The organism is Kitasatospora sp. NPDC030952 (assembly GCF_055571335.1).
In genome coordinates this window covers 102,983-125,679 of sequence record NZ_JBVIFM010000012.1, presented here as the reverse complement: position 1 = coordinate 125,679, position 22,697 = coordinate 102,983, and the positions used below count along the sequence as shown (strand labels likewise).

At 69.9% G+C, this 22,697-nt stretch carries 24 protein-coding genes; 14 read left to right on the top strand and 10 right to left on the bottom strand.

Going from position 1 to position 22,697, the window contains the following annotated elements:
• Window positions 1-220 precede the first annotated feature (220 nt).
• The 5 genes from ACZ47G_RS21840 to ACZ47G_RS21820 all read right to left on the bottom strand — a co-directional run bounded on the left by ACZ47G_RS21840 (window position 221) and on the right by ACZ47G_RS21820 (window position 5,279).
• Entirely contained in the window at window positions 221-1,369 is a 1,149-nt protein-coding gene (locus tag ACZ47G_RS21840; protein ID WP_465745015.1) for an LPXTG cell wall anchor domain-containing protein, read from the bottom strand.
• The gene (locus ACZ47G_RS21835; RefSeq protein ID WP_465745014.1) at window positions 1,263-1,958 is read right to left on the bottom strand and encodes a hypothetical protein; all 696 of its coding nucleotides are present in this window, start codon (window positions 1,956-1,958) and stop codon (window positions 1,263-1,265) included. Before ACZ47G_RS21835 ends, ACZ47G_RS21840 begins: the two co-directional genes overlap by 107 nt.
• A 665-nt stretch (window positions 1,959-2,623) precedes the next feature.
• A complete protein-coding gene (locus ACZ47G_RS21830) occupies window positions 2,624-3,472 on the bottom strand; it encodes a hypothetical protein (protein ID WP_465745013.1) in 849 nt (282 codons plus the stop codon).
• A 304-nt stretch (window positions 3,473-3,776) separates the two neighbouring features.
• Window positions 3,777-4,454 (bottom strand): pentapeptide repeat-containing protein, encoded by a 678-nt coding sequence (locus tag ACZ47G_RS21825; RefSeq protein ID WP_465745011.1) that lies wholly within the window; start codon window positions 4,452-4,454, stop codon window positions 3,777-3,779.
• Window positions 4,455-4,568: 114 nt separating this feature from the next.
• Complete coding sequence (locus ACZ47G_RS21820; protein WP_465745009.1) at window positions 4,569-5,279, bottom strand: class I SAM-dependent methyltransferase; 711 nt, start codon at window positions 5,277-5,279, stop codon at window positions 4,569-4,571.
• Between the two features lie 670 nt (window positions 5,280-5,949).
• Between ACZ47G_RS21820 and ACZ47G_RS21815 the strand changes: the two genes are divergently transcribed.
• A complete protein-coding gene (locus tag ACZ47G_RS21815; RefSeq protein WP_465745007.1) occupies window positions 5,950-6,363 on the top strand; it encodes a DUF2690 domain-containing protein in 414 nt (137 codons plus the stop codon).
• A 724-nt stretch (window positions 6,364-7,087) separates the two neighbouring features.
• The gene (locus ACZ47G_RS21810; protein ID WP_465745005.1) at window positions 7,088-7,294 is read left to right on the top strand and encodes a hypothetical protein; all 207 of its coding nucleotides are present in this window, start codon (window positions 7,088-7,090) and stop codon (window positions 7,292-7,294) included.
• 319 nt (window positions 7,295-7,613) lie between these two features.
• Here the strand turns inward: ACZ47G_RS21810 and ACZ47G_RS21805 are convergent, their stop codons facing one another.
• Window positions 7,614-8,543, bottom strand: a complete 930-nt coding sequence (locus ACZ47G_RS21805; protein WP_465745003.1) for an SMP-30/gluconolactonase/LRE family protein — start codon at window positions 8,541-8,543, stop codon at window positions 7,614-7,616.
• Between the two features lie 130 nt (window positions 8,544-8,673).
• On the opposite strand from ACZ47G_RS21805, the gene ACZ47G_RS21800 reads away from it, so the two are divergent.
• Window positions 8,674-9,114, top strand: coding sequence for an Lrp/AsnC family transcriptional regulator (locus ACZ47G_RS21800; protein ID WP_465745001.1), 441 nt, complete (start codon window positions 8,674-8,676; stop codon window positions 9,112-9,114).
• 442 nt (window positions 9,115-9,556) lie between these two features.
• Window positions 9,557-10,435 carry a hypothetical protein gene (locus tag ACZ47G_RS21795; protein WP_465744999.1) on the top strand — a complete coding sequence of 293 codons (879 nt, stop codon included), beginning with the start codon at window positions 9,557-9,559 and terminating at the stop codon, window positions 10,433-10,435.
• A 479-nt stretch (window positions 10,436-10,914) separates the two neighbouring features.
• Here the strand turns inward: ACZ47G_RS21795 and ACZ47G_RS21790 are convergent, their stop codons facing one another.
• Window positions 10,915-11,670, bottom strand: coding sequence for a methyltransferase domain-containing protein (locus ACZ47G_RS21790; protein WP_465744997.1), 756 nt, complete (start codon window positions 11,668-11,670; stop codon window positions 10,915-10,917).
• A 162-nt stretch (window positions 11,671-11,832) separates the two neighbouring features.
• On the opposite strand from ACZ47G_RS21790, the gene ACZ47G_RS21785 reads away from it, so the two are divergent.
• The 7 genes from ACZ47G_RS21785 (at window position 11,833) to ACZ47G_RS21755 (ending at window position 16,480) form a co-directional block, all read left to right on the top strand.
• Window positions 11,833-12,075, top strand: coding sequence for a hypothetical protein (locus ACZ47G_RS21785; RefSeq protein ID WP_465744995.1), 243 nt, complete (start codon window positions 11,833-11,835; stop codon window positions 12,073-12,075).
• Window positions 12,047-12,568: a DUF6879 family protein gene (locus ACZ47G_RS21780; protein ID WP_465744993.1), complete on the top strand. Its 522-nt coding sequence runs from the start codon at window positions 12,047-12,049 to the stop codon at window positions 12,566-12,568. Before ACZ47G_RS21785 ends, ACZ47G_RS21780 begins: the two co-directional genes overlap by 29 nt.
• A 36-nt stretch (window positions 12,569-12,604) precedes the next feature.
• Window positions 12,605-13,453, top strand: a complete 849-nt coding sequence (locus tag ACZ47G_RS21775) for a helix-turn-helix domain-containing protein (RefSeq protein WP_465744991.1) — start codon at window positions 12,605-12,607, stop codon at window positions 13,451-13,453.
• Window positions 13,454-13,542: 89 nt separating this feature from the next.
• Window positions 13,543-14,727, top strand: a complete 1,185-nt coding sequence (amcB, locus tag ACZ47G_RS21770) for a cyclophane-forming radical SAM peptide maturase AmcB (protein WP_465744989.1) — start codon at window positions 13,543-13,545, stop codon at window positions 14,725-14,727.
• A complete protein-coding gene (gene amcA, locus ACZ47G_RS21765; RefSeq protein ID WP_465744987.1) occupies window positions 14,724-14,957 on the top strand; it encodes a multiple cyclophane-containing RiPP AmcA in 234 nt (77 codons plus the stop codon). The genes amcB and amcA overlap by 4 nt, the downstream gene beginning before the upstream one ends.
• 94 nt (window positions 14,958-15,051) lie before the next feature.
• Window positions 15,052-15,729 (top strand): pentapeptide repeat-containing protein, encoded by a 678-nt coding sequence (locus tag ACZ47G_RS21760; RefSeq protein WP_465744985.1) that lies wholly within the window; start codon window positions 15,052-15,054, stop codon window positions 15,727-15,729.
• A gap of 13 nt (window positions 15,730-15,742) precedes the next feature.
• Window positions 15,743-16,480, top strand: coding sequence for a hypothetical protein (locus ACZ47G_RS21755; protein ID WP_465744983.1), 738 nt, complete (start codon window positions 15,743-15,745; stop codon window positions 16,478-16,480).
• 206 nt (window positions 16,481-16,686) lie between these two features.
• On the opposite strand, the gene ACZ47G_RS21750 is transcribed toward ACZ47G_RS21755, so the two are convergent.
• Window positions 16,687-16,899: a DUF397 domain-containing protein gene (locus tag ACZ47G_RS21750; protein ID WP_465745193.1), complete on the bottom strand. Its 213-nt coding sequence runs from the start codon at window positions 16,897-16,899 to the stop codon at window positions 16,687-16,689.
• 5 nt (window positions 16,900-16,904) lie between these two features.
• Complete coding sequence (locus tag ACZ47G_RS21745; protein WP_465744981.1) at window positions 16,905-17,750, bottom strand: helix-turn-helix domain-containing protein; 846 nt, start codon at window positions 17,748-17,750, stop codon at window positions 16,905-16,907.
• A 333-nt stretch (window positions 17,751-18,083) separates the two neighbouring features.
• Between ACZ47G_RS21745 and ACZ47G_RS21740 the strand changes: the two genes are divergently transcribed.
• From ACZ47G_RS21740 to ACZ47G_RS21730, 3 genes are all read left to right on the top strand, one after another.
• The gene (locus ACZ47G_RS21740) at window positions 18,084-18,764 is read left to right on the top strand and encodes an ATP-binding protein (RefSeq protein ID WP_465744979.1); all 681 of its coding nucleotides are present in this window, start codon (window positions 18,084-18,086) and stop codon (window positions 18,762-18,764) included.
• 578 nt (window positions 18,765-19,342) lie between these two features.
• Entirely contained in the window at window positions 19,343-20,605 is a 1,263-nt protein-coding gene (locus ACZ47G_RS21735) for a hypothetical protein (RefSeq protein WP_465744977.1), read from the top strand.
• A gap of 55 nt (window positions 20,606-20,660) precedes the next feature.
• Window positions 20,661-20,996 carry a hypothetical protein gene (locus tag ACZ47G_RS21730; RefSeq protein ID WP_465744975.1) on the top strand — a complete coding sequence of 112 codons (336 nt, stop codon included), beginning with the start codon at window positions 20,661-20,663 and terminating at the stop codon, window positions 20,994-20,996.
• 20 nt (window positions 20,997-21,016) lie between these two features.
• Here ACZ47G_RS21730 and ACZ47G_RS21725 read toward each other — a convergent pair whose 3' ends face one another.
• A complete protein-coding gene (locus tag ACZ47G_RS21725; RefSeq protein WP_465744973.1) occupies window positions 21,017-22,363 on the bottom strand; it encodes a M14 family zinc carboxypeptidase in 1,347 nt (448 codons plus the stop codon).
• Window positions 22,364-22,697 lie beyond the last annotated feature (334 nt).

The following is a 22,697-nucleotide window of genomic DNA, read 5'->3' as shown; positions in this document are numbered from 1 at the left end:
AGCCCCTCCTACAAGGCCAACCGACACAATCCTTTGACCTGCAGTGACATCCGTTCCGCGAGGTGATCGTGCCCGCGACTTTGGAGACATTTCCCGCGCGGTCCTGCCCGGCGGGAGGGCACTTGCCGTGACCCTTCGGCCCGCCGGTGAAGCTGTTCCGGGCGGCGCCGAACGCGCACGAGGGCGGGGACCGGTACTCGGTCCCCGCCCTCGTCGGGTCTCAGCGGTGGGTCGCGGCCTTGCGGCGGCGTGCGACCACGAACAGCGCGCCGCCGACGGCGATGGCCGCCGCGCCGGTGCCCGCGATCAGGAGCGTGCCGTCGCTACCGGTGTGGGCGAGGTCGCCGCTCAGCGCGTGGGCGCTGGGGGAGGTGGTGCTCGCGGCCGGGGCCGTCGTGCTCGGGGCCTGGCCCGGCGTCGAGGGCGTGGCGGTCGGCCGCGCGATCGGCGGTGCGGAGGTCGGGCGGCTACTCGGCGTCGGGCCCTGCGAGGGCTCCGAGGTCGGGACGGGGCCGGGGATCGAGCCGCTCGCCTGAGTGCCCAGCTGGACCGAGACCGACTCGTGCGACGGGTCCGGTTCGAAGGACAACTTGGCGATCGTGGCGCCGGTGCCGTACAGGCTCTCCTGGTCCTGGAGTGTCACCTGGACGGTCGGCGGCGTGGTGCCGGCATCGATCGACAGCCCGAACGGGAACACCTTCTCCAGCCCGCTCGCCACCCAGATCGGGGACTCGCACAGGTACTTGTCCGGGTGGGCGACCTGCCTGCCGTTCTCCCAGGTCTTGGGTCGGCAGCCGTCCGGTACCTTGGTCACGGTGACGCCGGCGGGGATCGCGGCCTGGACGGTCACGACCGCGTCGCCGCTGCGGTAGAAGATCGAGGCCGGCCCGTTGTTGCGGAAGCCGACCGACAGCGTGCCCTGCTTGTCGCCGTTAGGCTTCCAGGAGCCCAGCGCAGAGAAATCGGCGGTGTTCGTGGCCAGCACGTTCTGCTCGACGCGGTTGTCGTAGCTCGTGCGGGGGGCGCTGAGCAGGCCGGGGTCGTTGGTCGGCTTCACGGTCAGGGCCGGGCCGGTGCCGCGCTGGAAGGTCAGCCGCTTGCGCCAGTCCGAGATCTCGGAGAACTGGGCGTCCTCGGCCGGGGACACCGTGATGTCCGCGAAGGTGTACCAGGCGCTGTCGGTGATGCCGAGCTGCAGCGGGTCCAGGGCGACCACTTGACCGGGCGCGACCGTGGTGTCCACGGTGCAGATCGCGACGGAGTCACCGGGCCAGGTCTTGTCGCCCCAGCCGCCATCCGGCTCGGACGCGAACTCGCAGTTCGACGGGCGCTGCTTGAAGTCGATGCCGGAGATGGCGTCGACGGCCACCCACGACCTTGCCGGCCGGCAGGTCACCGACGTTGGCGAACTCCACCGACGGCGTCAGCACGGTGCCGGGCTTGACGTTGTTCTGGTCGGCGAGCGGCTTGGCCTTGAAGTCGGGCCCGCCGACGTCGACCCGGACGTCCCGGCTCGCGCTCTGCGCGTTGGACGCCGTCAGCTTCAGGTGCAGCACTCCGTGGCTGCCCGGGGTCGCCCCCTGTACAGCACTGAGCCACGGGTTGTACAGGAGGTTGATCCGGTCGAAGTTCAGCTCGCGCTGGTCGCACGTGATGGTCTTGCCCGCGGTCGCGCAACCGGGAACGGTCAGGTCCGCGACGCCGGCCAGGTCGGTGGTGTCGAACACGACCTTCGCGTCGTGCGCGGTGCCCGAGCCGATCCGGCCGATCTCTATGTGCAGATTCTGGCTGCCCTGACCTGGCTGCGCAGGCTTGGTCGGGATCTGGACGGTGGAGTTCGAGACTCCGGCGAAGGTGAGCTTCAGGTCGTCCGCGTGCGCCGGGACGGCGGTCGCCCCGAGGACGACGGCGGCGATGGTGAAGGGCGCGTAGAGCGCGCGTCTGCGCGAGTTGCGCATGTGGAAGGTCCCCCTGGGATCGTGACGGGCATGCCGGGACGGATCTGCCAGGACGGGCATGCCGACGGGAACATCTACTCGACCGGTGGAGCGGTCCGCAATTCCCGTCGGTGTGACGCCTTCTCAGATGTGGTTGATCGGGTAAGGAATGTCCGAAAGGCACACTCTTTCCCGGTGAAGATTTTTACCGCCCTTGGAAATCCCGTCATCGGGCCGTTACCCGGTCGCTGAGCCCCGTCCCCGTTACTCCGGCCGGCTCTTGCTTACCGTCGTCCGGAGCGAGCCGGGGTGACCGTACAGTGCGGGCCGAGGTGGACCAGGCCGTGACGTGACGGCCTTTCTGGCCGGCGGGGGTTCGGGGACGCCATGGGGGCGTCCCCGAACGTGGTCAGCCTGTCGACTGGGGCCGGCTCCGCTGCAATCGGAGCACGGCCGTAGTCCCAGAGGGTTGCTGGGCGGCCATCGGGAGAGCGTCTACCAGATCCGTCGGCGCCCAGGGACGGCGCGCGAGTGCGATGGCTACGGGTTGGATCGCCCCTCATGAACCGGTGAGGGCGATCGGCGTTCACGAACACCAAAACGGCCGGTCAAACCGACATTCTGTCCGATCGACCGGCCACATTGGGGGAGTACGTGATCGACGGGGCCCGTCGCAGGTCCATGGTCTACCGGACGATTTCGGAGCCGGTGGGCTGGGACGGGGTGATCCCGGTCAGCTCGCGCGCTTGGTCGGCGAGCAGCGGCGCCAGGTGGGGGTAGTACCCTCGGTCGACGGCCTGGAGCATCTCCGCGAGGGCGATCAGTTGGCCGACACGTCCGGCGGGGGTGTCGAGGATGTCAGCGAACTCGGCGCGGATGCGTTCCGCGACCGCTGGTACGAGAAGGCTGTTGACCCAGAGGACAGCGGGGTCGTAGCCGACCGGGACGAATCCCCAGCGTTCCCAGTCCAGGAGCATGAACGGCTCGGCGGTCAGGTTGGCCCACTGCAGGTCTCCGTGGCCGGTGACCCGCTCGACGCGCGTGGGGGCCGGGATGCCGAGGTACTTCGGGAATGCCTCTTCGACCCATGTCTGGCGCGGGGTGGTCTTCGTGCCGGGTGCTTCCGCGATACCGGCCAGCGCGTGCTTCAGCGAGAGCCACCAGCTGTCGTCCAGACCGGGGTCGTCACGAAGGTCCGGGGTGGAGCAGATCGCTGGACCCGCCAGGTCGAAGACGTCGGCCTGGTAGAACCAGCCGCTCTCGGTCCAGTCCACGGTGTCGTGGAGCCGGGGCCGCGGTACAGAGGTGGGGATGAGCTGTTCCGCGCCGAGGGCGCCCTGCCCGGGCGGCCGGGGTGCCCGACGGCGGCTGCTTCTGGACACGCGCAGCCAGCTGTTCTCGGCCCGGCGGCCGACGGTGGTTCCGGAGGTGCCGAAGACGGGCGGTCCGGTGCACGCGAGGCCGAGGAACGCGGCGGCCTTCTGGTGTGCCGCTGTGAGGTTGTGCCGAGTGTCGTCATCCGGCTGAAAGGACATCGAGCACCGTCCTGAGTCGCTTGTCGGGGATCGGCTTGGCGAGGGCCGCCCTGGCATCGTTCCAGTGCCGGCGGGTGCTGGTCGAGGTGAGGACGACGTCCAACGCCGGGCACGCCCCGATGACCTGGAACGCGCCGGTGGTCGCTGGTGATGGCGATCACGCGTCCGGTTCCTGGAGCCCCTTGGAAGCGATGGCTCGAAGGTGGGGTCGAGACTGTCGGCGCAAATGGTTGCGGCGTCGCAGCGGGCGGCCAGGGCGGCCAGGTCAGGGCAGGCGATGGCGATGGGCAACGAGTGCTCCTTGTCAGGGCTGTTCCAGCGGCCGGATCGTGGCGTCGAGTTCCGCCATCAGCGCGTCGGTGAGCTGGGCGGGCTGGGCGGGGTCGAGGAGGACCCCGGCGAGGTTGGCTGCTCCCCTGATGGTGCTCAAGTCGTTGCCTCGCAGGTCGGTGTCCTTGTAGCGGCTGGCACCGAACGTGGTCCTGCCCAGGACGCAGTCCCGGAACACGACGCCGCGCAGGTCGCAGCCGGTGAAGGTGGCTTCCGTGAGGACGCAGCGGTCGAAGACCAGGGTGCCGCCCGCGCGAACGTTCTCGAAGGTGGCGTAGTCGAGGCGGCAGCCCTCGAAGAGCGTGTCGCTGAAGATGACGCTGGTGATCGAGGCCCCCATGAGGCGGTTGTCGGCCAGGAGGGTCTGGGTGGTGCGGCTTCCGGACCAGGCCAGGGCGGCGATCGTGCTGCCGGTGATCTCCAAGGAGGACAGCCGGACGCCTTCGAACGTGGCGCGCTGAGCCGAGAGGTTGCGGATGCGGCCTGCCAGGAGCGCGGTGTCGGTGAGGGCGAGGTCGCGCAGGTCGGCGTCGGCGTAGACGAAGTCGCGGATGCTGTCGCCGACGAGGTGGGTAAGCGGCTGCAGGTGCGCGTCAGTCGGGCCGAGGCCGGGGAGGGCGACGGTGGCGGTGCCGTAGGTGCGGGTGCTCATGGTGCTGGTGCTCCGGGGTGGTGAGGGCGGGGCCGGGCCCGTCGTTGGGGGCGGGCGCAGGGGCCTTCGCGGTCGGGGGCCACTACGCCGGATGTGCCGTGCTGGGGGCGTGCCTCACCGGGACGGGTGGGCCCGGAGCAGCAGGGTGTCGGCTGAGCGTGGCCCCGATGTCGTCGGGGGGATCCGGTCGATGGTGATCGCCGTGAAGCCGGCCTCGTCCAGGAGCTTCGTCCAGATGTGCTCCTGGAGGACCCAGCGTCGCATCGATGTCGGGGTGCCGTCCGGCGTTCTGGCCGGGATGTCGGCGTGCACGATGGTCGGTTCGGCGGGGGCTCCACCGAGGTAGTGGCCCAGGGTGGAGGCGGCGAACAGCCCGCCGGGGCGCAGGGCGCGGGCAGCGGCCGGGAGGAGCCGGCGGGGGTCGGTGAAGTCGATGGCGCCGAACACCGAGTAGAGGACGTCGTACTCGTCCGGGTGCGCGTCCAGGTGCTCGACCACCTCGGCGTGCACCGTGCGCAGGCGCGGGGCGAGGTGGCTGTGGAGGTCACGGGACATGGCGTGTTGGGCGAGGGAGGCGTCGATGGCGTCGACCCGGGCCGGTGCCTCGTGGACGGCGAGGTGGGCGGCGTGTCGGGCGGCGCCCGCGCCGAGGTCGGCCACCACGAGGCCGGTGAGGTCACCCAGGACCTCGGGTCCGGGTCCGCCGTCCTGGGCCCAGACCCAGGAGAAGGAGTCGGGGACGGCGCGGTCGGTGTCGGTGCGGGTGCGGCCGTAGTGGTGCCAGAGGTCCGGCGCTGCGTCTTGGGTGGGGGAGGTGGTCTTCACCCGGGCCATCCTGGTGTCCGGCGCGCCCGGGTGCAGGGGTTTGGGCGAAGACCACCCGTCCGCGCCGTGGTAGCCCCGAACCGTGCCCGGGGCTACCGCAACTGGTCGGTCAGTGCGAATCGTTGCCCGGGTGGTCGCAGGGCTTCGGTGTAGTCGGCGGGCGTCCGTTCCGTGACCGCTTGAGTGAAGGGACGGGCGGTTGCTGCCCCATGTCCGGCGCGCGTCGGTGGCCTCGCGTCTCCCGGCACCGTCGGTCGGGTGGAGCAGGCCGACAACCGGCCGTCCGGCCGCCGATGACGCGAGCGGTGGGCCCTGGTGTAGCCCTTCAGCTACACCAGGGCCCACCCATGGAGTCGGAACAGGCCTGGGGCAGCTGGTCGTCGGGGACGTCGGCGAGCCGTTCAGCGGGCAATCGCCGCGCCCCGGACGGATGAACACGGTCGATGGCCAGGGCCAGCGGCCGCCCCAGGCCTCCAGATGTGTTCATGACCTGCCCGACGACTCCAAGTCGCCCGGTGTTGGTCGGGCAACCACGTTGGCCAGGCTGTGACGCGAGGGTCCCGGGACGGTCCGCAGCGTCCCTGGGACGCCGGGATGGTGGAGGGACGCTGTTCGGAGCCCGAGAGTGGGAGTGCTGCTCCATTGATCCCGTACCAGTCCGGAGGACTCCATGCGTTCCCGCACCCGCAAGGCCGCTTCGGTCGGCGCCACCTTGGCCCTGGCGATGTCGGGGGCCGTGCTCGCGGCCGCCCCGGCCTCGGCGGCCACCAGCTGCTACGCGAGCAGCTGCAACGGGCTGGACCCGGCCAGCACCACCTGTGCCAACGACGCCATCACCGTCTCCACCAACACCACGCTCGAGCTGCGCTACAGCCCGTCCTGCCGAGCCGCCTGGGGACGGATCAAGCAGTACACCGTCTCCGGTGAGACCGTGAAGGTCATCAACAGCATCGGCCAGTCCTACAGCACCTATACCGCCACCGGCCACGTCACCATCTGGAGCCCCATGGTCAACGACAAGGACCTCACCTCCAAGGCCCGCGACGAGACGTTCAACGGGTGGCAGGAGACCGACTCCTACTGACCCGGCCGACCCGGTCACAAGGGCCGCCCCTCGACAGTGCGTTGACGATCCGTTGCCTGACTGAACCGGCTGGCCAGGACCGTGGTCCTGCGCCCCCTACCCCGCGTGGGGATGCGTCGAAGGCCGAGATGATGGCCGGCCCGCGCGCACCACTGTCCCACGCGCGTGTGGGGACACCCGTCGGGTCCGGGCCGCCCGCCCCCAGGCAGCCCGGACCCGACGGCTTCTCGGTCGGGAACACGGTGTTCGTACGGGCTCAGCCGTCGTATGCCCGGGCGGACGGGTTGAGCCCGGGGTCAACACCCGGGCGATGGTGTCGAGGGAGTGGTGGAGCTGGAGGTGCTCGGTGCCGGCCGACGGGGTTCTGGTGTCCAGCAGGTCGCCGCTGCTGCGGGAGGTGACCGTGATGAACCGGCGGAACTCGGTGAGCTTCTCGCGGACCACCGCGACCTCGGCCTCGACTACCAGGACCGCCTGTACGTCGTCGCCGACGAGTCTGGCATCCTCGGCGCCAACGACTGGGGCCTCGCCGCGTGCCGCCTCGCGTTGCGGCTGGGCGCTGACGCGATCGTGATCGAGGCGAACTACGGCGGCAACATGGCCCGCCAGATCCTCGCCCAGGCATGGAAGCAGCTCGCCCGCGAAGGCGAGACCCGCGGTCAGCTGATGCCGCTGATCGTCGAAGTCAACGCCAAGGTCGGCAGGAGGCTCCGAGCCGAGCCCCGTGGCGCAGCTGTACGAGCAGGGCCGGGTCCACCACGTCGGCCACTACCCGGAGCTGGAAGGCCAGATGGCGACGTGGGTCGCCGGGATGGACAGCCCCGACAGGATGGACGCCCCCGTGCACGGCCTGACCGAACTGGCCGGCGGCGGGCAGCTCGACGCCCTCGCACAGGGCATGGACGACAACCGGCTGTCCGGCTGCCGCTGAAACGGCGGGGTGTGCACCGGTGTAGCTGTAGAGATACACCGGTGAGCCTTCGCAATCTCGAACGTGCTGGTTAGCGGGGCTGGCGTGACGACCCTTGACCGTGCTCGTGCTGGTGGGGGTGGAAGTCTGCGGTCTTGATCGTCTGACAGGGCGGTTCCCCCTGATCATCCGCGTTCCGGGCCCGGAGCCGTCGCGCTGGGACGGCAGGGTGTCCTCGCCGCTGCCGTTCCCTCACCCTGGCTCAGGTCACTGAGGTTGGCACCGGCGGGACGCCTCGGCTCGCAGCGAGCCGGAGGCTCGGCGCACCATCGGCACCGGGTCAGGCTCGGCGGATGCGTGGGGCTCCGGTCACGGCCATGACCAGTGAGTACAGGCTCGTCGAGGCGGTGATGAACAGGCGGTTGTTCTTCGGCCCGCCGAAGGCGATGTTGGAGACCGGCTCGGGGACCAGGATCCTGCCGATCAGCGTGCCGTCCGGGTCGTAGCAGTGGACGCCGCCGTCGATGGCCGCCGCCCACAGGCGTCCGCCGTCGTCGAAGCGGAGGTTGTCGAAGCGGCTGACGCCGTCGGCGGCCGCGGCGAAGACCTCGCCGTCCGAGAGCGTTCCGTCCTCGCGCACGTCGAAACGCCGGATGCAGGCGCCGCGAGTGTCGGACACGTACAGCTGCCGCTCATCGGGGGAGAACACCAGCCCGTTGGGCGTGGCGAAGCCGTCGGCGGCGAGCCGGACCGCACCGGTCTCCGGGTCGATCCGGTACACGTTGCAGGCGCCGATCTCGCTGTCGGCACGGTGCCCCTCGTAGTCGCTGGTGATGCCGAAGTCCGGGTCGGAGAACCAGATCGAGCCGTCCGAGCGCACGGTGGCGTCGTTGGGGCTGTTGAGCCGTTTGCCCTCGAAGCGGTCGGCGAGGACCGTGATCGAGCCGTCATGCTCGGTGCGGCTGACGCGCCGGCCGCCCTGTTCGCAGCTGATCAGTCGGCCCTCGCGGTCCAGGGTGTTGCCGTTGCTGTGGCCGGCCGGGGAGCGGAAGACCGTGACCGCGCCCGAGGCCTCATCCCAGCGCAGCATCCGGTCGTTGGGGATGTCGCTCCAGATGAGCTGCCGCCAGGCCGGCAGGTAGATCGGGCCCTCGGCCCAGCGGCAGTCGCCGTAGAGCTTCTCCAGCCGCACATCGCCGTTGGCGCAGCGTCCGGCGCGGAAGCGGTCGTCCAGGATCTCGTAGAGCCCGTGACTGATAGTGGAAGACATAGTTGCCTCATTCGCCGAAGGATCCGAAGCAGGTTCTGTTCAAGTGAAGTATTGCAGGATGGGATATCGTCTCCGCAAGTGGCCCCCGATCGCGGGAAGGCCGGGCAACGCGGGAAGTGGGATCGCAGGCGTGGACGACATCGACCGCCGGCTCGTGGAACTGCTCCAGCAGGACGCGACGCAGGCGTACGCGGTACTGGGCAAGGCCGTCGGCTTGTCGGCCGGAGCCGCACACGAGCGCGTGCGCAAGCTCCGTGAACGCGGCGTCATCCGCCGCACGACCGTCGAGGTCGACCCGGTGGCCCTCGGGCAGGGCGTGCTGGCCTTCGTGATGGTCGACTCCTCGGCCTGGATGGGCGACTCGGCTGCCGACTTCGCCGCGGTGCCCGAGATCCAGGAGGCGCATGTCATCGCGGGCAGCGCCTCGGTGTTGGTGAAGGTACGTACCGCGACGACCCAGCAGCTCCAGGACGTGCTGCGCCGGCTCTACGCGATCGAGGGCGTCAATGGCACGCAGGCCACGGTGGTACTGGAGACCTTCTTTGAACGCCCGGTCTCCCCGCACCTGTGATCCGCTGAGGCGGGCTGATAGACCATGCGATCCATCGTCCTGATGCGGTTGCTCAGGGTGCTGGTCTGGCGGGGTTCGTGGGTGGCCTGCTGCGGGTACCCCGGAGTGGGCCGCGAAGTGGCTGGGCAACGCCGAGCAGAACCGCGATGCCTCCCGCGTCGTCGGCCGCTACGCCCAACTCGCCATCGTCCACAGCGGCGGGCGTCAGGGCAACGCGCAGCTGTGCGAAGCCGAGGGGCAGAAGTTCACGTCGGCGCAGAAGGTCATGGCCGACCAGCAAGGCTTCGACGACGGCTGCCTGACCCCGGCGTAGACCACTGGGCATGTCGCAGAGAAGGGTGCCCGCACCGGCCGCCCAGTGACCGAGCCGAGTCGACCTGATCCTGCTGGCGTCTAGGCTGGTGGGCGGCGTGGGGCCTGGTTGCCTGGGAGGGCAGCACTCATGGGCCTGGGCGTGCGTGAGCTGATCATCGACGCGTGGTCGTGGCTGAACTACAAGCCGATCATGTCTCAGCCGCTGCGGCGCGGAGTCGGGCCGTTCGGTGAACTCGCCTCCGGCTGGGTGCCGATGGAGGATCTGCGCCGACTCCAGACGTACAAGGTTCTGGCCACCTACGACCAGAATCAGGCCGGGCAGCTGGCGTATGCGGATGGGGACGAGAAGGGTCTCGACCGGCGGGAGCTGGGTGATCCGGCGAAGGTGGTCGCGGCCGCGCTCGGTTACGTGCTGGGTCCGTCGCAGTCCATCGTCGTGCCGGGCGCCGAAGGCGACGGCGCTGGGGTGGGGCCGCAGGCCGCGGTTGCCGAGCATGGGGGTGGGGCCGGTTGCGGTGTCGATCGGCACGAGCACCTTCGGCGTGGATTGCAGCTCGGGGTCGGCGGCGGCGCGCAGGCGGGTGCCCCGCCCGCCGGCCAGGACCAGGGCGACGGTGCGCTCGGGCAGGGTGAGCAGGGTGCTGGTGTAGTACTCGGCGGCAGTGTGGGCGGTGCTCCGTTCGTTCACGGGGGTCCTCCCGGGTGGGGGGCGGTCGTGCTGTGCCCGGCCCGTCTGCCGCATTTCCAGTTACAGGAGCTGGAGGTGGGAGAGGGCGAGGTAGGCCGCGGCGGTGTCGGTCATCGCTCCCTGGTGGAGCACGCGATCGCGGAACTCGGCCAGGGGGAGGGTGATGACGTCGATGAACTCGGTGCGTTCCGGGCGGGGGTCGGCGATCTTCATGCAGCCGGTAGCGAGGAACGCGGTGCGGTGGGCGTTGGAGTAGGCGTCGAGCCAGTAGGAGCCGACCTTGAGGATGGTGCCCTGGTAGCCGGTCTCTTCAAGTAGCTCCCGGGCGATGGCGGCCGCGGCCTGATGTACCCGCCGGGGAGCTCGTGCAGCACACGGGCCGGGCCGGGGCGGTACTGACGGGCGAGGATGACGTGCTGATCGGGGGTAAGGGCCAGCACGGCGCCAGCCGGCCGCTCCCGTTTGAGGTAGAACTCGGTCTTCTGTCCGTCTGGCATCTCGAAGTCGACGCGGTCGATGGCCCGGCCGAACTTGCTGAACTCGGTGGTGCGTTGGATCTCGCGCCACGGTGTGGTGTCGGTCATGCGAGGACCGTACGGGCCCGCCCGGTGCGGCGGGTGGCTTCCGGTGCGTTCCGCCGGCCGACGCCTGGTGGCGGGTGGAGCATCTTCAGGGAGACCACCTGATTGGGTGGCCGGGGAGGGCAAGTCGGTGGGCGCGCGACGACCTGGTTTGTACTCCGGATCTCTGTCCTTCGGTCGAGGTTGGGGGGTGGGATGCCGTGGCGGACGCGCTGTTCAGGAACGCTGCCCACCGGCGCGCCCGGCTGACCAGCGGGTTCGCTCACACCGTTCGGTAGGCCCGGATGAGCAGGGTGTCGGCTGAGCGCGGGCCCGAAGTGGCTGGGGGAGCCGGTCGATGCTGATTGCCGCGTACCCGGCCTCGTCCAGGAGCTTCGTCCAGATGTGCTCTTGGAGGACCCAGCGGCGCATCGTTGTCGGGGTGCCGTCCGGCGTGCGGGCCGGGATGTCGGCGTGCTGGACGTCCGGCTCGGCGGGCGCCCCGCCGATGTAGTGGCCCAGGGTGGAAGCGGTGAACAGCCCGCCGGGACGCAGAGCGCGGGCCGTTGCCGGGAGCAGCCGGCGGGGGTCGGCGAAGTCGACGGCGCCGAACACCGAGTAGAGGATGTCGTACTCGCCCGGGTGGTCCTCCAGGTGCTCGGCAACGTCGGAGTGCACCGTGCGCAGGCGGGGAGCGAGGTGGCTGTGGAGATCGCTGGCCATTGCGTGTTGGGCGGGAGAGGTGTCGATGGCGTCGACCCGGGCCGGTGCCTCGTGGACGGCGAGGTGGGCGGCGTGTCGGGCGGCGCCCGCGCCGAGGTCGGCCACCACGAGGCCGGTGAGGTCACCCAGGACCTCGGGTCCGGGCCCGCCGTCCTGGGCCCAGACCCAGGAGAAGGAGTCGGGGACGGCGCGGTCGGTGATGGTGCGGGTGCGGCCGTAGTGGTGCCAGAGGTCCGGCGCTGCGCCTTGGCCGGGGGAGGTGGCTTTCACTCGCGCAATCCTTCCGCCCGGCGCGCCCCGGCGCATGGGTTCGGGGGAAGGCCATTGGAAACGACGACAGTTGGCCCGAATCGCTCTGCTCCAGGTGCCCGGGCGGGAGCAGCATGGAGCGATAGCGCAAGATCTCGCAACCATCGAGTGCAGGGGGACGTCATGTCGCTACTGTTCATCGCGAAGGACCCGAACAGCCCCGACGGTGACTCGCCGACGGTCTGGGTCGATGAGGAGACGAGGGACCTGGTGATCCAGGGATGGAAGATCGACTCGGCAACGGAAGCCGAGTGCCTCGCCAGCGGTCGCATCCCCGATCACGAGGCCGTCGTTCGCGTGCCGGCGCGGCTCGCGCAGGCGATCAGGGAGGCTTTGGATGTCGCAGAGCGCCGCAGCGAAGATTGATGAACTGCTGAGGAACACCAGCCATTCTGCGCTCCACTTGGAGATGCGTGACGGCTACATGCAGGACGACCCCGCACTGCACGCTTGGCGGGCCGGGCACCGCCTGGACCCCGCCGACCGGGCGTCGTGGTGGCGGCCGTGGCTGGACGTCATCGCCGAAACTGTCAGCCGCGGTGTGGAGATCCGCAGAGCGCGGATCGTCTCCGAGCCGGTCAGCGAGTACATCCGCTACGAGTACGACGTGACGTTCCCCAACGTCGAGGCCGGGGAGCAGGTCCGCTGGCTGCCCCGGCGCAACGCTAGCGACCTGGCGCTGCCCGGCAACGACTTCTGGCTCTTCGACGGGCGCCTGGTGCGGTGGGGCCACTTCTCCGGCGACGGAGACGCCCTCGGCGGTGAACTCACCGAGGACCCGGCCGCGGTGCGGCTCTGCGTTGACGCATTCGAGAAGGTGTGGGAGCGGGCGATCCCGCACGACCAGTACAAGATCTGACCGGCGCACCCAGGAGCACACCGGACCGACCGCATCATGGTGTACACCCCGTCCTCCAGCGTCGTCGCGGCCCGCAAGGCCCTCGCCGAGCGGCTCCGGGACCTGCGAAAGGACGCGGGGATCACCGGCGACCAGCTGTCGGCCCGGTGCGGCTGGGACCCTGCCAAGACCTCCCGTCTTCAAGGCGGCAAAGCCGCCCCGTCCGACGCCGACATCCGCGCCTGGTGCCGGGCATGCGGCGCCGAAGACCAGGCCCAGGAGCTGATCACCACCTCTCGTGCTGTCGAGTCGATGTACGTCGAGTGGCGCCGCATGGAGAAAGCCGGGCTGCGCCAGGCACAGGACTCCGTGCTCGACCTCTACCGGCGCACCCGGCGCTTCCGCGTCTACGCCAGCCGAACCGTGCCCGGCATGGTCCAGACCCGCGCCTACACCACGGCCGTCCTTCGGGCCGTCCAGCGGACCCGGGCGATCGCGGACGACGTGGACGCCGCGGTGGAGTCCCGGATGGCCCGGCAGGCGATGGTCTTCGCCGGCGGCGCCACGTTCGCCCTCCTCGTCGAAGAGGCGGTCCTGCGCGGAGCGGTGTGCGACGCGGCCACCATGGACGGCCAGCTCGGCCACCTCATCACGGTGAGCACCCTGCCGCAGGTGAGCCTGGGCGTCATCCCGCTGGCCATGGGCCGCACCAGGTCGCCGGCGGAGGACTTCTACATGTTCGACGACGCCCAGACCTCCGTCGAACTGGTCAGCGGACACCTGCGGCTGACACAGCCCCACGAGATGGAGATGTACACCCGCGCCTTCTCCGAGCTGTCCCAGATGGCCAAGTTCGGGGCGGAGGCCCGGTCGCTGATCGCGGCGCTCATCGACCACCGCGGGTAGCTTGCGCAAGAACTCGCAAGATCATGGCCCTCGGAAACGGGCACTGCGTAGCGTCTGTGCAAACGCCACTTCACGGAGAGGCAGCCACGATGCGACCAGCACTGGAGCGTTCGACGGCCCGCCTGCAGGTACCCAGTTTCAGGGCCCGGTACCTGAGCCGGATCACCGCCCTGCCCCGGCAGATCGTTCTGCAACCCACAACCTTCTGCAACCTCAACTGCAAGTACTGCTACCTGCCCAAGCGCGACTCGAAGAACCCGATGCCCGTCACGGTCGCCAACGCCGTCGCCCGCTCGGCCGCCGACCTGATCACTCCGGACGGTCCGCCGCTGCGGATCATCTGGCATGCAGGGGAGCCGCTGGCGCTCGGCACCGGTCGGTTCACGCAACTCCTCGCCCCATTCGAACCGCTTCGCGCAACCGGACGCCTCCAGCATGCCGTCCAGACCAACGCCACCCTCATCAACGACCGCTGGTGCGACCTCTTCACCGCCTACGGTGTGCGCATCGGAGTCAGCATCGACGGTCCACGCGCACTCAACGAACGCCGGGTAGACCGGTCAGGCCGCCCCGCCTTCGACCGCATCCTGCGCGGCATCGGCAGGCTGCACGAACGTGGCCTGCCGTTCTCGGTGATCTCCGTCGTCAGCCGCGAGAGCCTCCACGACCCCGAGTTCCTGCTCAACTTCCTCGCCTCCCTGGGCTGCCGCTCCATCGGCCTGAACATCGAGGAGTACGAAGGAGTCAACACCGGCCGGACGACACCGGACCTCACCGACACCGTCGGGTTCTGGGAAAGCGTGATCGCCTGGAGCCAGAACAACCCTGACGCCCCTTCCATCCGTGAACTCGACCGGCTCGGCGGCTATCTGCGGATGACCCGCGAAGGCAACCGCGCCTGGTGGGAGAGCAGCCGCCACGATCCGATCCCCACCGTCGCCGCCAACGGAGACGTCGTGCTGCTCAGCCCCGAACTCGCCGACACCTCTGCACCCGGCTACGGCGACTTCCTCGCCGGCAACATCCTGCAACAGCCGCTGGCCGCGATCCTCGCCCGCGCCCACCGACTCCGCTACGTCCAGGAGTTCCTGACCGGCCTGGACAACTGCCAAGCCCACTGTGAGTTCTTCGACTTCTGCCGCGGCTCCCAGGCCGGCAACCGCTACTTCGAACACAGCACCTTCACCGCTACGGAGACCGCCTACTGCCGCTCCACCGAACAGGCCCTCGTCCTCGCCGTCACCAAAACCATCAAGAAGGGCACTGCCGCGTGAACGCCCTCGCCGAACTCGCCACCGCACGCTCCCCGCAGATCGACCACCTCATCCAGCAGGCCGCCCGTACCCCCGCTACGCCCGACGCGGGCTGGAACAACCAGCCCAGCTGGAGCAACAACCCCGGATCGCCGTGGGACAACCAGCCCACCTGGGACAACACCCCCGTCAACCCGTGGAACGACTGGCACAACGGCCCGGCCTGGGCGGACTTCCCGAACAACCGATAGCTGCCCGCGGCCCTGCCACAATCAGCGCCACCCAGCCGGGGCCCGCCCCCTAACGGCGGGCCCGGCCCCGCCCTCACCACTCCGGAGCAGCGCCATGAGCACCCGCACCTACGGCACCGTCACCGTCGCCCTTCCCGGCCTCGGCCCGACTGACGCGCACCTGGAGCCGCTCACCCACCTCGTCGGCGACAGCATCCGCGACTTCGTCTACGCCGACGTCGGCCTGCGCGACCTCGCCCTCACCGACACCGCGCTCCTGGCAGGCCGCATCCGCAACCTCTCGGCTCAGCGCGCCACGTTCGAAGGCGTCCGGCTGTCCTCCTTGGAGATCACCGGCAGCACGATCGCCGCCCTGGCCTGGTCCGGAAGCCGCACCACCCAGACCCTCCTGGCCGACAACCGCCTCATGGGGGCCTCGATCACCGCCGTCATCTTCAGCGACACGCTCTTCGAGGGCTGCCGCCTCGACTACGCCACCTTCGAGAACGTTCGCGCGGGCGGCACCCTGGTCTTCGACCGCTGCGTCCTCACGGAAGCCACCTTCACCGGCTGCGACCTGCGCGGCGTCGTGTTCCGGGACTGCGTCCTGGACAGGACCACGTTCGGTCCCGGCCGCTACAAGGACACCGACCTGCGAGGCAACGACCTGAGCACCATCAGGGGAGCAGCCAACCTCGCCGGGGTCCTCCTCGACCCCGCCCAGCCCGCCCAGCTCACCGACGCGCTGATGGCGGAACTCGACGCCACGATCCGGCCGCTGGAACAGCCCTGACGAGGAGTGCCCGTTGCCCATCGCCATCGACTACCGTTCCCTGGCCGCCCTGACCGACCGCTGCAGCATCGGAACGCTCCGCACCGACGGACGCGACCCCGCCTTCGAGCCCGGAGCCGCAGTTCCCACCGGCCTCTGGACACCCATCACCCCGCCCGCCGCCCACCGCCTGGCCGTCGCACCTGACACCCCCGCGAACCTGCTCACCCAACTGGTCGCCCTGCCTCCCTCCTTCAACCTGGAGCGGGCACTGGCCATGCCCACCGGCCCAGCCAGCCTCACCGGCTTCGCCGACGGACCGGCCCACTACCTCGGGACGGTCACCAGCTCGCCCGGCCAGCCCACCACCACGATCAACCACCACAGTGGGCGCCTGCTCGGTATCCACCTCGACAACTGGGACCGCCTCCCGTACCCGCAACGGCACCTCTCCCGGCGCCGCCTCTGCGTCAACCTCGGCCCTGGCCCCCGCTACCTCATCCTCGGACACCACGACGCTCAGCACATCACCCGCACCGTGCACCCCGTCGACTTCGCCACCCGATGGCCGCACACCGATGACATCCGCCGCTACCTCACCGACGGCGGCAACCCCACCTGCATTCGGCTGCGCCTCGAACCCGGCGACGCCTACCTCGCGCCGACCGAGCTCCTCCCACACGACGGCTCCACCGCCGATCTCGACCAGCCCTCCGCCGCGGCGTTCTGGCTCGGCTCGTTCCGGTCCCACGCTTTCCCGAGCCTCCTGTGAGAGGGCAACCCGACATAGAGACACCCGCTCGACCCGGCCACTGCCGCCTTGCGGCCCCAGGGGTCGAGCCCGACACCCGGACATCCGAGGTGGACCAGGTCCTCCGCACGCGCCTGGACCGGTTCACCTGCGGTTCCTGGTCCGGACAACAGCAGGGCCCGGCGCACCACAGGCGCGCCGAGCCCGTAACTGTGTTCCAGGAAATCTCAAAGGACGCCGAGGTCGAAGCCCCCGGCCACCACCGTGCGGAGAAGAATGGCATAGGTTTCTGGGGAGAGGACCAGTGCTGGCCCTCCGGGGTCCTTCGAGTCTCGGATATACATCATTGAGTCGGTAGCAGCGACTTCAACGCAGTCTCCGTTGCCGCCGCTATAGCTGGACTTCCTCCACGTGACCTGCAAAGTCGTGGAGTTTGGCACGATGCTCACTTCAACCGGTCTTTCTGCTCAGCGATGAAGTTGAGGGATTGGCTGACAGGCCATGCTTCGGCAGCGACTTCACGGAACGCTCGATCGAAGACGCTCACCCGCTGTGGATCTTCAACCCACTCGCTGGTCAGCAGTCCTTCAAGTAGGACGACGTCGAGATCACTGCCGGGGAATCCGAGGACGGAGAACGGTCCGGTCATGCCCTGGTGGACCCCGGTCCCTGCGGGCATCACCTGGATGGTGATGTTCGCGAGGACAGCGAGTTCCAACAACTTGTCCAACTGCCCGCGCATGACTTGCGGTCCGCCTACGAGGCTGCGGAGGGCCGCTTCGTGGATTACGGCCCACATCTCCAGGGGCTTCGGCTGGGTGAGTACGGCCTGCCGTTCACGGCGGACGCGCACCCGTGCCTCGACGTCTTCGGGTGACGCGCCTATTGCCAGTCCACTGATGGCAGCGCGTGCGTAGTCGGCGGTCTGGAAGAGTCCTGGGATGAGTTGAACTTGCCAGGTATGGAATGAGATCGCCGAGGACTCCAGGCTGATCTGGTCAGCCAACCATGGCGGCAGCACGTCCTGGTAGTTGAACCACCAGCCTCGCTTGTTGCCTTCCCGGGCGACCGCGACGAGCGATTCGCGGAGTTCGTCGTCGCATTCGTACGCACGGGCGATCTTGTCGACGTCGGCGTGCTTCGCCGGCGTCCTGGCCAGCTCCAACCGCGAGAGCTTTGCCATGGTGATGCCCGTGAGGTGTTCAACGGCCTCCAGGGTGAGGCCTCGCTTCTCGCGGAGCGCCCGCAGCTGGTTGCCGAGTTGGCGTTGCCGAACCGTGGCTGCCGCCATCGGCGCCCCCTTTCTCAGATCTGAACCATCAAGTGGCCCAGTCTGCCCTCTGCGTGGTGCCACTCGCTAGCCATGCCCAGGCTTGGCATGCGAGTCAGGGGTCAGGTCATGAGAATTCTCAAATTTTGGAGAACGACTTGTACTGACGCACACTCAGCTGCCATCCTCGCTGTCACGGATCGCAGCACTTCGCCTCCGGGCGGTGATCGGCGATTGCGCAGTCGAGCATGTCTAGATCCAGAGCGGAGCACCCCATTCGCCCCGCTGGCGGCCGCAAGGCCGCTTCCTCGGAAACGCCTTCAAGCCGCCGTACAGGCCCCGGAGGGAACTGCCATGCACCGCGTCCTACAGATCAAGACCCCGCTCAGAGCGGCGTCCCTCGGCTCCACCCGGAACCTCCTGGCAGACCAGATCGCCAGGGCTGGGGTCACCTTCGACGAGCTTCGGGCATACGCGCTCCGTGTGTGCTCCAGCGAGTTGATCGCCAACGGATTCACTCACGGATCCCGTGAAAACGGATACGAGAGCGCCGAGTTGCTTGTCGAAGGCGATGTCGACCCGGAGCGCAGGCGGTTGAGGATCACCGTCACGGATCCCGGTATGGTCGAGCCGCTGATGGAGAGCCGCGTCGACGACCTAGACGCGACCGGCGGCCGGGGCCTCACGGTCGTGGCCGGTTACGCGGACGACATCGGATGGAACCAGCGCTGCGACGGTATGGGCAGGGTGATCGGCTGGTCCGTATGGTTCGAGCTGGACGTGCAGGATCTGCCGCTGATCTTCGGCCAGGCCACCGCCGTTGAGGCGGAAGTGCAGCCGGAGAGCGTCATGCAGGCTCAGGCGCCGCGACTCGAGGTCGCCTCGGTGCCCGGCCGAGGGAGTGAGGTCAGGCTTCACTGGTCGTCCTGGTGCGACAAGGAGTCCGGTGCGGACACTGCCGTACGGGGCGCCCGGCTCAGACTCGCCGTCGGCACGCTGCCCGATCATCCGGGGCTCGGCCGAATACCGGCGTGAGTTCCACCTCGTAGATCTCCGGTGGTGCCCGCAGCCCCTTCGCGTGCGCAGATGCCGCCGGACTCCAGGACGCCCACCGGATTCGGCGGGCAGCGGAAGAGCAGCGCGGCCCCAGCCGTGTTTCGCTCACCATACGGCCCGGTAGCTGCCTCCCTTTCCCGTCGTGCCGGGGGAGGCAGCGCCGGGGTGGCTGCTGACCGCCCCGGCCCCTGGTGTCCTTCCAGTACCTGGCCGAGGGGAAGGCCTGCAAGGCGATTGCCGCGCTCCGGGGCTTCTCGAAGAACACCGCCGGCGCGCACCTGGCGCCGGGTGCTCGCCGAGGGCAACCCGGCGGCCGCCTTCCGCCTCCAGGCTCCACGGCGTGCCCGGCGTGCTGACCGCCACCACACCGCCCTGCCCCGCCTGCACGACGGGTCGCATCGCGTGAACACCGCCTGGACCGCGGACGCGGAGGCCTGCCCGACCTGCGGGGACCGCCCCGCCCCGTGCCCGGCGCGAGCACGACGTGCCGATGGTCACCGCCGCCGGGCCAGACCTCGCGCCGGCTGACCGTCACTGAACGAGACGAGAGAACGCTCATGATCTTCACCCTGCCGAACGGCACCCGGGCCGAGCTCCACCTGCCGCCCGCCACCGACCTGCTCACCCAGCACCCCGGCACCGTCCCGATCCCGGAACGCCTGATCACCGACGGCTGGCTCACCTCCGTCACGACCCAGCTCCTTCACCTCCTCGACCACACCGACCCCACAACCGTTGCCACCAGCTCCCACACCGCGCCCGGCCAGACCCTGCTGCTCCTCGCCGACGCCCACCGAGACCAGCCCGCCCTCTATCTGCGCCTGCCCGACGGCACCCCCACCCCGGCCCGAGCCGGCGCCCACACCACCATCGCCTTCCCCCTCATCGGAACCCTGGACCTGACGCTCTATCGGGATCAGGAGGACGTCGACCAGCACCGACCCCAGTACCTGCGCACCCTCAACCCCGGCCAGCTGTGCACCGTCCACACCGGCGCCGCCACCGAACTCACCGGCTCCACCGACAGCGTCCAGCTCGTCCTCACCCACCACCCGCTCACCGCCCCCGACGCCCGTCAGCTCGCCCCGACCGAGTACGAGGTCGCAGTGAAGGAGGCCCGCACCCGCCTCACCCGCACCCGCCCCGACGGCAACCACCGGCCCCGCACCCGCCCCGAAGACATCCCCGGCCTGCTCGGCGCCGACCTGCCCAAGATCCACGCCCAGCTCGACGCCCTCCACCACCTCGCCACCAGCCGCAGCGCGCTGTCCTACCTGACCACCACCGCCGTGCTCGACTACGAGCGGTTCGAGGCCAGCCGCACTACCCCGCTCATGGACCGCATCGTCCTGTGCACCCGACCCGAGCACGGCTACGAGATCCGCCTCAACACCAACCCCCGGTCCCGCCGGCCTCCGCACAATCACGCCTACCCCTTCGGCGCCCGCGTCCTCACCGGCGGCCTCCTCCACACCATCGCCACCCGCACCGACGGCCGGAACACCGGCCCCTTCACCGCCGATCAGCTGCGCCCGGCCGTCACCACCACCGAACTGCCCGGCAGCTCCTACACCCTGGCCCCCACCCTCGTGCACCAGACACTGATGCGGCCCGACACCACCACCCTGACGCTCCGCGGCCCCCACACCTCCACCGCGCACACCGCCACCGCCCCCGGCACGCCGCTCGGTTCCCAGGCTGCGGCTTACGGCGGCGCCGCCGCTGAACACTCCCGGCTCATGACCGACGAAGAGCACCGCGACCTCCACCACGCGCTGGCCGCCGCCGGCGTCATCGACCTCCTGCCATCGGTCCGCTGACCAGCCACCGCCCCGAACCAGTCCGCCATCAACCCAACCGCCAGGACCGATCGCCATGTCCACGGACCACTTCGAGATCGACCCGCTCTTCCCGCCCCGCCGCTGCGTCCACGCCGAGGTCGTGATCCGCGACCCGGCCGGACGCGTCCTCACCGTGTCGTACGACGTACGCGACGACGCCGCCTGGACGGAGCCGACGGGGCGGGTCCGCAAGGACCAGCCCCTGCACGGCGGCCGTCCGCGACGCGGACGCGGACGCGGACGCGGACACGCTGCCCGAGACCCTCACACCTCCCGGGGCGGACAGCACCCCGGCCACCGACGACGCCTCGCCGATCCCGCTGCCCCGGTATACCTGGCCGACGGCCACGAGCCCGCCCTCATCCAGTGACCGCCGACCACGATCGAGCGCTACCGCGTGAGGGCGGCCGCCGCCAGCGCAGCGCACGCCTGCACCGCCACCAGACGCCGCAACGCGACCGGCGTAGCCCCCAGCTCCCTCTCGCTGCGCCGGACCCGTTCGGCCAACAGGCGGCGCAGCTGCGCCGGGACGCCCGGGTCGACCGTGCCGGGAGCCGCCCCGCACACGGAGCGCAGCGCCATCCCGGCCGAGCGCAGCGTCAGCATGACGCGGGTGTAGTGGGCTTCGGCGAGGTCGGCGCCCGGCACAGGCCCGTCGTCGTCGGCGCGTTGGTGCCAGGAGCGGGCGACGGTGTCGGCGATCGCGACGGTGTCGGCGGCCCCGCGAGCGAAGACGTCGTCCAGACGGCCGGCCTGCTCGATCAGCCGCCGGACCTCGGCCGCCTCGCGGCTCAGGATCTCGGCCAGGTCCGCGAGTGCGACGGGCGGGGCGTCCTGGAAGGTGGTGGCGGTGTGCCAGCGGGGGACCTCCGGCAGCAGGGTGAGCGTGCCGTGCCGGGCGGAGTGGTGGGCCAGGTGCGCGCCGAAGGCGGGCGTCTGCTGCTCGTGGTCGCGGATCACCAGCTCCTCCACCGGCGGCATCCGGTACACCCCTGGCCCGAGCACCGGCCAGCCGACGACGTCCCCTGGCGCCCCTTCGGCGACCGGCAGACCCTGCCTCTCGGCGACGGCCGCCAGTTGCTCGGGCAGGCCCGGCACCTCGTGGCTGGCGATGAAGAAAGGGCTGCCGAACTCGGCGTTGTGGAGGCTGACGGCGACGGCCGGCTCCAGCTCGTCCACCAGGTCGGCCAGCGCCCGGTTCTCCGGAAGGCCGAACCGGTACTCACCGCCCCGCCACGGAATGGGAAACGTCCATTCGGGCTGTTCCGCCATCGCCGGCCGGTAGAAATGGCGATGCTGAGTGAAGAGGTCGAGCGTGACGCTCGTCCATTCCACATTCAGTGCCGAGCCGTCAGGGTCGACACACGGCAGGAAATGCCACGAAACGCCGTCGCGCAGCTCCGGCCGACCGGCCACCAGATCCGCCAGGAACGCGATCGTCGCAAATCCGACCGGCTCGTTCGGATGCGGGCCGCCGACGACCAGAACAGCCCGCCGCCCCGTGCCGACCGACAGGACGTGCAGCGTTCGCCCCCCACGTGACGTGCCGATCCGTCGCATCCGGCACAGTCCCGGCTCACGCCGGGCCAGATCGCGCAACCGCGAGGTGAGTTCCTCGACGGAGGGCACCAGCTCCCCGCCCGGCACCAGATCCGCCCAGCCGGCCAGCCGCTCACCAAGACCGGAAAGGACATCAGCCACAACGAACACCCCTTTCAGAAACTGGACCGAAAACATCGGCCCGGAATTAAATGCTGCCCGAAGACAGGCTCAAAAACGCCGGTGAAAATACTCGGGAGACCCCTTCTCGGAATAGTGGACACATGCTTCCATGGGGTCCGCAGAATCCACCACCACCCCCATCAGAGAAATCAAAGGAGAACATCGTGGAGAACACCCCCGCCACCGCCGTCGACCCCGAGGAAACCGAGCAGGACGACACCGGGCTGCGTCCGGCCGCCGACAGCGCCCTGCTGGCCCTCACCGTCTCCGGCCAGTAGCACCGGCACCCGGACGGGCCCGGCTGGTGACTGGGCCCGTCCCCGCCCCGTCCCCGCCCCTGCCCCGTCCC